Below are 7,494 nucleotides of genomic sequence, written 5' to 3' on the forward strand. Positions count from 1 at the left end.
ATGAGCACCGAAGAACGACGCAAGTTTTTGAAAGTGGGAACCCTTGCCGCCGCTTTAGGTCTGGCCGGTAAAGCAATTGCTCAAGAGGGCAATGCGAACTTGGATTTACGCAACGATCCGGATGCCCCGCCGCCAATCGGGAATGCATCGGCTAAACCACGCATCCCTGGTGGATCGGACGCGGTCGCGGAGATCGACGGTTTCAGCCGTTTTAAGCCGTCGCGGGGAAATGATCCCGAATCGGATTTCTATCTCGGCAAGAAGATGCCGGGGTTTCGTCCCGCTTCGGCCGGCCCGGCTCCCTTTGAGGCTCCGGATTTGGACAAGTTGCCTTGGAAGATGGTGGGCGGAGCAAAAGAATTCCATCTTGTGCCGCAAGCCGTCCGACGCGAGTTTCTGCCGGGCTATTTCATGGACGTTTATGGCTACAATGGCAGCATGCCGGGGCCGACGATCGAAGTAACGCAGGGTGATCGAGTGCGTATCGTGGTCACCAACGAATTACCCGAAGATACGTTTACGCACTGGCATGGTTTTGAGTTGCCCATCCAGTACGATGGCGCTGCGACGTTGACGCAGAATCCGATCAAGCCGGGCAAGACGATGGTGTTTGAATTCGACGTGCATGAGGAAGGCACGTTCTTCTATCATTCGCACATCCCGATGCAAGAGGCCTTTGGGCAGGTCGGTTGGTTCATCGTTCATCCGAAAAAAGTTTATGATCCGCCAGTTGATCGCGACTTCGGTTTGATCTTCCAAAACTTTAATATTCCTCCAACGCACACTGTGTCGGATTCGTGGGCGATGGATTGGAATTGGCATACGATCAACGGACGTAGTGGGCCGTTGACCACACCGCTCGTTTGCAAACACGGGGAACGTGTTCGCGTTCGATTGCTGGACTTTTCCCCGATGCAGCATCATCCGATCCATCTGCATGGACATACCTACTGGGAAACGGGCCATGAAGGAGCACGAACACCAAGCAGTGCATGGGTGCCTCGTAATACGTCGCTGGTTGGTGTGGCGCAAGCGACCAACTTCGAGTTCATCGCAAACAATCCTGGCGACTGGATTTTCCACTGTCACATGGTGCATCACATGATGAACCATATGGTCCGCCACGTGGGACCGCGTATGCGAGAAAACTCCAACGTCGATCGCTATCAGCAAAACACCTCGACCCGTCCAGCGGTCGATTACTCACGAGAGGGCCAACATTGGGACACACCCGGTTACCCGCAAAAGATGCAGGGCATGGAACGCACCATGCCGCAGATGGAGACCCTTTGGAATCGACGTGAGTCGAAAGGAATGCGGGCGACCTATCCGATGGCGGTCAAAGGCTTGATGACGGTGATGCGAGTTCTGCCGGATGACCTATACAACCTAGTCATGGAATCCGATGAGCCCGTTGAAAAGGGAGCAGTCTTCGCGGAGATCGTTCGACGATTCGGTGACCCGAGTCGCTATGAACCTGCGCCCAGTATGATGATGGGAATGGATGATGGCAAGAAAATGTGAACCGTCTAGCATCAAGGAAACACGTTGCGGAGGTAGTGCGCGAGCAACGTTTCGTGGCTCCACCACACGACACCGGCGATCGCGTCGAGCTCGTACCGAACCGGTGGTCTCGCTGGTTAACCGCCTCCTTCATACGCTTCTGCGAAGCCGACCTAGCGAAGCTCCGCAAGGTTCCTGAGGTGGCCGGCAGTTGTTGATTCTCAGTCAATTCTGGTCTGGGCTGCACTATTGCTATTCGGTGCCGCCCTCATTTTGATGGTTCAAAATCGAGCAAATGGCGAGGCCAAGCTAAGACTTTCCGGCTCCGAAATCGCTCAGTGGCTGAGAAATTTCCCGTCGAATCAATGTGTTTCAGTAAGCCTTTTGCTCGCCCAGCCTAGGGCAAGCAATCCTAGACCGGCGATGCCTAGCAATTGAAGTGTGGGTCGGGCCTTGGAAACCTCCAACATGAGACAACTGGCTGTTGCACGGTCGTTGAATCCGCCATGCGCACCGAAGTCGCCGCCGCCCTCGCCGTCGACAGGATTCCAAAGATTGTTCGGTTGATCGCTTTCTCGCGGTTCATCGGTCTGCTGCGATGCATATCCATTTCGCGCCAAATACCAATCTGCAAATCCAGGTGCAACCTTTTGCCCGAGAATTGCCTTGATCACTGAAAAACCGACCCAGACTTCACGACGCCGATGATGGGCGGCAAAGTAGATCGCGTCAGCAGCGACTTCGGGTTGATAGATTGGCGGAACGGGCTGTGCGTTGTGAGGCAGTCGTGATTTCACCCAGGAGAACTGAGGCGTATTGACCGCAGGCATCTGCACGACCGTTACGTGGATATCGCTCTTTTCATGTAGCAATTCGCAACGCAGCGAGTCGGTGAATCCAACAATCGCATGCTTCGCAGCGCAGTAGGCCGACTGAAGAGGAATGCTCCGATAGGCGAGTGCCGAGCCGACCTGGACGATCGTTCCCCGGTTCCGTTTACGCATCCGTTTCAGTGCAGCGAGAGTTCCATAAACGTAGCCGAGATAACAAACTTCCGTCACTCTCTTGAATTCTTCAGGCGTCATCTCGGCAATCGGCGAGAAGACCGACACCATCGCATCATTCACCCACACATCAATCGGTCCGAGTTCGTTCTCGACTCGTTCCGCAGCCGATTCCACCGCGTCCGCGTCCGAGACGTCCAGTGGCAAAATGAGCGCCCGGCCTCCGAGTTCGTGGACTTCCCGTGCTGCTGCAGCCAAGCCGTCTTCGCCCCGCGCCATTAGGGCGACGTCATAGCCTGAGCGTGCAAACTTGCGCACCGTTGCGCGGCCGATGCCTGCCGAAGCTCCAGTCACAACCACTATGGGCCGTCGAGATCGCGGGTTGGTTGTTGTCATGCTTTTGCCTTTCATTCTTTACGTCCGTTCTTCTATTCTTTCATGTCTCTTAGGTGAAGCGCCGCCCGAATCAGGCCCAAATGACTGAATCCTTGCGGGAAGTTTCCTAACGATAAGCCAGTGTCCGCATCGATCTGCTCGGACATCAAGCCAACGTCGTTGGCGAAACTCATCCTGACACTGCAGGCACAATCGCTCTAACCAATCAATGAAGTGTTTGGACTCCTCGTGGTAGCCGAGCTGTTGAAGCGAATCGAGCAGCATGCCGGAATCACGAAGCCATGTATAGCGATAATCCCAGTTCCGCTCCCCGCCTATTTCGTCCGGCAGCGAAGTCGTGGGCGCAGCGATGATGCCACCACCAGGTGCAAAGATCAACAGCTTCAGAGCAAGTGCGCTGCGCAGTACCAAGTCGCGATAGGGCCCCTCGTACTGGCATTGGCTTGCCCAACGCTGCCAGTACAGCATCGTGCGATCGAACTCTGCGTCGCACTCTCCAGCCGATAACCCCGGAACACCGTCAGCAGCGAGAGCGTACGTTAGAGCGATCCAATGCGAATCGCCTTCGTGCAGGGTATGAGTCCCCTTGAAGGCGTTGTCTCTTGCAATGACACTCAATGTCGAGCGGTATTCGAGCTGCTCCGACGAAGTCCGCGCGACCACGCCTTCCGAACCAATAAGGAAATCCGCTGGTTCTCTGGCAAAGTCGAACGTCGGACGACACTCAATGCGAACTTCCACCGTGCCGCGCAAACATTCAAGTCGCCGAAGCAAAGAGTGAGGTGAACGTGGAGAAGGATTCTCGTCCGTTGGCGCAGGCATGAAATCGGTTAATCGCAGCGTGCCCGTATCCGTAATGAAGGTTGTCTCCAGAATGTTTGTCGAGTCAATGTACCGCCGGGTTACTTTGAAATCCCCAATCGGCGCAACCTCAAAAAATCCGCCGCGTTCGTCGTCGAGCAAACGACAGAAAACTGCCCCACTATCGAATCGGGGAAGGCAACACCAGTCGACTGACCCCCGCCGACTAATCAAGGCAGCTGTATAGCCATTACCGATCACGGCGTAATCAGAAATCGCACGGTAGCGGTTCATGTGAGTCATCATGGATGAATTTCTGGGTTTCCAATGGGCGGTGGCTCCAACCGTGAGAGCGGTCTTGTTCCGATCGATCGGATTCGCGCAAACGCGATTTACTTCCGCACCACGCTGGGCACGTCACGGCAATCGATGTTCCGATCATTCGCCGATGTTTCTCGCACTGTGGCTCTGGTCGGAGTGCGAATGATCTTCTTTATCTCCCGATTTTTCGTTTGCTTCACTTTGAACGTGCCCTCCTGATCCCTCTCTCGTATTGGCATGCGAATCGCCGATTGCCTCTTTGAGTTGTTTCTTCTGTGCACGCGTCAGGTTGGGCAGCGTTCGAAGAAACGCAACCATGCTCCAGATCTCTTCCTCACTGTGATCTTTACCGAAGGAAGGCATTCCCGTCATCCGAATGCCGTGCTTGATAATCCAGAAAAGTTCTTCGTCACTGAAGTCGTCCAGATGTTTTTCCAGAGCCGGTGCGGGCGGGTTAAGTCCGAACGCGAACTTTTCTGGCTCGACACCGGGCCCTCCATGACATCTCACGCACATCGAGGCATAGTGAGTCAAACCGTGAGATACAGCGTCATCGCTATCGGGAACGGCAGACTTTTCAGGAATTCGCCAAGCCATCGAACGCTGTACCGCGAATGTCGCTACCGTCTGCTCGAAATCGCTCGGTTGGCTCGTCGCCGCCATATTGATCGCACCGGAAGCGACGATCAATACGGGAATCGCAACGATGATTAGTGCGGTGACGATAGCGGTCCAGATAATGCGTTTCATAGGAATGTCTCTTGTAGATTTTGTTAACGCACATATTTGTTAGCGTACATAGCGGTCCCAGCTTCCGTAGGATTGCGTGATCCGGCCACGCGGTATCGAGAGCCCGGCCACTGCAATGCCGAGAATCGACAGAGCAATCGCGTATCCCGTTGGGGCTTGATTGACAAACCACGGACCAACGACCATCGCCAACGCCAGCAGGAAATTCCCAAAACGACCGACGCGAACGACTTCGCCCATGCAAATTACCGATACGGTAACGGTCAATGCTCCGCCGAGATGTCCGATGTCAGCAGCCCTCGTCTCGATGTCGACGCCAAACAAGGTTGGCATCAACATCGTCACGATGCCCAAGATGGTGCACCCAACCAACGTCCAGGGAAAACTCATTCCCCAGATCGAAGCGTTGAACAAGGCAACTGGTCGATCAGGAAATTCAATCATCGCAGGCGATCGTTTGTCGACGGTACAATCCTCCGACGTTCCGCCTTTCCAAAAAATGGTCCACAACGACCCGCCACGATCTCCTCGCTTTCTCGCTTGACGCACGTGCTGGAACATTGCGATCACTTCGTCGACTTCCAGTGGAATCATCGGCAGCATGATGAGCGCAGCAAGCAGGCACATTGTGCACCATGCATGCACGATAACCGGTTGTGAGATGACCAGAATGATGTGCGTGATCCCCAGCGGGATAACAAGCAAGCCAAAGAACGCAACCATCCATGGCATGGTGCGCCAGCGTGACGGGCTGCCCATGTATCCCATGAGGAATTCAAACGTGTAAGAGATCGCGCCGAGACCACCGTCCGAAATTGGCCACATGTGTGACATTTTCGAATTGAGTACTTTCTTTGTGCCGGTTTCAAAACTGAAGAATGGATCCCAGACGTAATCGATGTATCCGAGCTGAAACATTGTCAGATAACGCGAAACGATAAACCCAAGAAACCCAGTGGCGATCATGATCCACCGCTGTGGCCAACTGGACGGGTTATAGCTCCACCCCGGGGGTTGAGCAGGTCCATGCTGCATATACATGATCATGTTCGGCATGCCGGGGATCAGAATCGTCAACGCCATGACGAGAATACCCACGAGCGAATCGTTTGCGTACGAGGCTGCGGTTGGCGCCCAGAATAGGACGGGGGCAAACGTCAGCCAAATGCCAACGCCGCAGCACGCCCAGAGACTGTACGGCCGATTGGGCTTGAGCGTCCTCCAGCCGAGAACGATCAGAAGCAGGCCGCTGACGAAATCGCTGCCCGTCATCAACCATGCACGCAACTGCTGCAGTTCCGCAGTCGATTCTTCGGCAAACCATGGCCCGCGTCCGCCACTTGGATCGACCCAAAGATCTTCATTCAGATAGCCAAACGTAAGCGGTGCCAGCATCATCCAGATGCCGAGCAGCGGCAAAGTCCAATAGACCCAGAGCGTCTGCTTATGATGCATCTCAAGCATCGTCATGCGATCGTCATGGCTCATATCATGATCGTGTCCGTTGTCGTCTCCTCCCTGCTCATGATTTTCATCGTGATCGTTTCCATGCCCCTGCATTTCCATTTCCGCCATCGGACGTGAAACACCACGTGATCCCATCATTGGATGATCTGCGTCATCATGATGCTCATTTTGTTGGTTGCTCATCTTCCAGCCCGTGTTTTCTCGTCCTACAGCTTGCTTGATCACACGGCATCCTGAAGGCCAACTTCCCTCAATCTATCGACCCAGAAATCTATCGACCCGGAACGCCGCTACATCGAATGCCCGACAGAGGCGCCTGTGCACTTGCAAATACCATGCCGGGGTATCGGCTGGGACACCAACTGTGGTCTGAAGAGCTTTTGACAAAACGAATAGGAGACGCGCAGATTGAAATGGGAGCCGTACGAACTGCAGAAACGTTGAGAAAGTTAGGAGGCGTACACTGTCTGTTGCGAGTAGACCTCGCCGGAGGACACCTGTCTCGAACGTTGCAAAATAATCTCGATCGTTCGCGGCAAAGCGGGCTCGAATTTCTTCTGCTATTGGCCGCTGGTTGAGTTGGGTGATGGTCAGCTTCCCATTTCTCCTGACAAGTTCTCCTTTGACCTGATCACCTTCGTTAGTCCCTTCGAGCACACTGGCATTTTTAACTTGGAATTCAATTTCCATGGCGGTTAAGAAGCCATTGATGTCTTGGTGGTCGATTTTTAACGCTAGTTTTTCGAGAACAACGGCGGTGATCGTTCACCCCGTAATGCCGGTGCAAGTCTCTGCGGATTCACCGTCGAGTATCAAAACGCAGCGGGAGCACCGGTCGGCGCCCCCGCTGGCAACAATGCGAGTATCAATTCCGCGAAGCGTACGTCTTCATTCCGAGGACTGGCTACGCCCGAACCCCGGCCATTTCTCGGCACTCCGCGGCGCATTTGCGACAAGAATTTGCACAGTCCTGACAGTGCTGCATGTCATGTTTTTCGCATTCTTGAGCGCATGCCTCACAGAACTGCGCTAACAACTGGCAAGCTTGGGCGCTGAACTGAGAATTGCGGTTCATCAGCGTAGCAGTCGTCCAGCACATCGACGCGCAATCGCGGTCGGTACGAATACACTCGGCCATTTTTGCAACGTCCTTTTCGCTAAGACAGGCATCCGCACACTGCTCACATGCTTGAGCGCAGTCGAGGCAGGCGTCGATGCAAGACTGAAACTTTTCGCGACTCATTCTGATTCT

At 54.3% G+C, this 7,494-nt stretch carries 7 protein-coding genes; 1 reads left to right on the forward strand and 6 read right to left on the reverse strand.

Annotated features, from left to right (window positions below):
- Window positions 1-1,524, forward strand: a complete 1,524-nt coding sequence (locus tag RMSM_RS34775; RefSeq protein ID WP_008708836.1) for a multicopper oxidase domain-containing protein — start codon at window positions 1-3, stop codon at window positions 1,522-1,524.
- Window positions 1,525-1,865: 341 nt separating this feature from the next.
- Here the strand turns inward: RMSM_RS34775 and RMSM_RS34780 are convergent, their stop codons facing one another.
- The 6 genes from RMSM_RS34780 to RMSM_RS44030 form a co-directional block, all read right to left on the reverse strand.
- Window positions 1,866-2,903, reverse strand: coding sequence for an SDR family oxidoreductase (locus RMSM_RS34780; protein ID WP_040771131.1), 1,038 nt, complete (start codon window positions 2,901-2,903; stop codon window positions 1,866-1,868).
- Between the two features lie 18 nt (window positions 2,904-2,921).
- Entirely contained in the window at window positions 2,922-4,010 is a 1,089-nt protein-coding gene (locus tag RMSM_RS34785) for a glycoside hydrolase family 15 protein (RefSeq protein ID WP_008708841.1), read from the reverse strand.
- Window positions 4,011-4,142: 132 nt separating this feature from the next.
- On the reverse strand, window positions 4,143-4,775 hold the full coding sequence (locus tag RMSM_RS34790) for a c-type cytochrome (protein ID WP_008708843.1): 633 nt from the start codon (window positions 4,773-4,775) through the stop codon (window positions 4,143-4,145).
- 39 nt (window positions 4,776-4,814) lie between these two features.
- Window positions 4,815-6,425 (reverse strand): vitamin K epoxide reductase family protein, encoded by a 1,611-nt coding sequence (locus tag RMSM_RS34795; protein ID WP_052031949.1) that lies wholly within the window; start codon window positions 6,423-6,425, stop codon window positions 4,815-4,817.
- A gap of 72 nt (window positions 6,426-6,497) precedes the next feature.
- Window positions 6,498-7,004, reverse strand: coding sequence for a copper-binding protein (locus RMSM_RS43945; protein ID WP_081614459.1), 507 nt, complete (start codon window positions 7,002-7,004; stop codon window positions 6,498-6,500).
- Between the two features lie 142 nt (window positions 7,005-7,146).
- The gene (locus tag RMSM_RS44030; RefSeq protein WP_081614460.1) at window positions 7,147-7,485 is read right to left on the reverse strand and encodes a four-helix bundle copper-binding protein; all 339 of its coding nucleotides are present in this window, start codon (window positions 7,483-7,485) and stop codon (window positions 7,147-7,149) included.
- Between the last annotated feature and the right edge of the window lie 9 nt (window positions 7,486-7,494).

Origin of the sequence: Rhodopirellula maiorica SM1 (assembly GCF_000346295.1) — a bacterium.
Taxonomy (GTDB): domain Bacteria; phylum Planctomycetota; class Planctomycetia; order Pirellulales; family Pirellulaceae; genus Novipirellula; species Novipirellula maiorica.

Excerpts from the sequence above, each read along its gene's own strand:
- RMSM_RS34775 (WP_008708836.1), top strand. The coding sequence starts at position 1 with ATGAGCACCGAAGAACGACGCAAGTTTTTGAAAGTGGGAACCCTTGCC.
- RMSM_RS34780 (WP_040771131.1), bottom strand. The coding sequence starts at position 2,903 with ATGACAACAACCAACCCGCGATCTCGACGGCCCATAGTGGTTGTGACT.
- RMSM_RS34785 (WP_008708841.1), bottom strand. The coding sequence starts at position 4,010 with ATGATGACTCACATGAACCGCTACCGTGCGATTTCTGATTACGCCGTG.
- RMSM_RS34790 (WP_008708843.1), bottom strand. The coding sequence starts at position 4,775 with ATGAAACGCATTATCTGGACCGCTATCGTCACCGCACTAATCATCGTT.
- RMSM_RS34795 (WP_052031949.1), bottom strand. The coding sequence starts at position 6,425 with ATGAGCAACCAACAAAATGAGCATCATGATGACGCAGATCATCCAATG.
- RMSM_RS44030 (WP_081614460.1), bottom strand. The coding sequence starts at position 7,485 with ATGAGTCGCGAAAAGTTTCAGTCTTGCATCGACGCCTGCCTCGACTGC.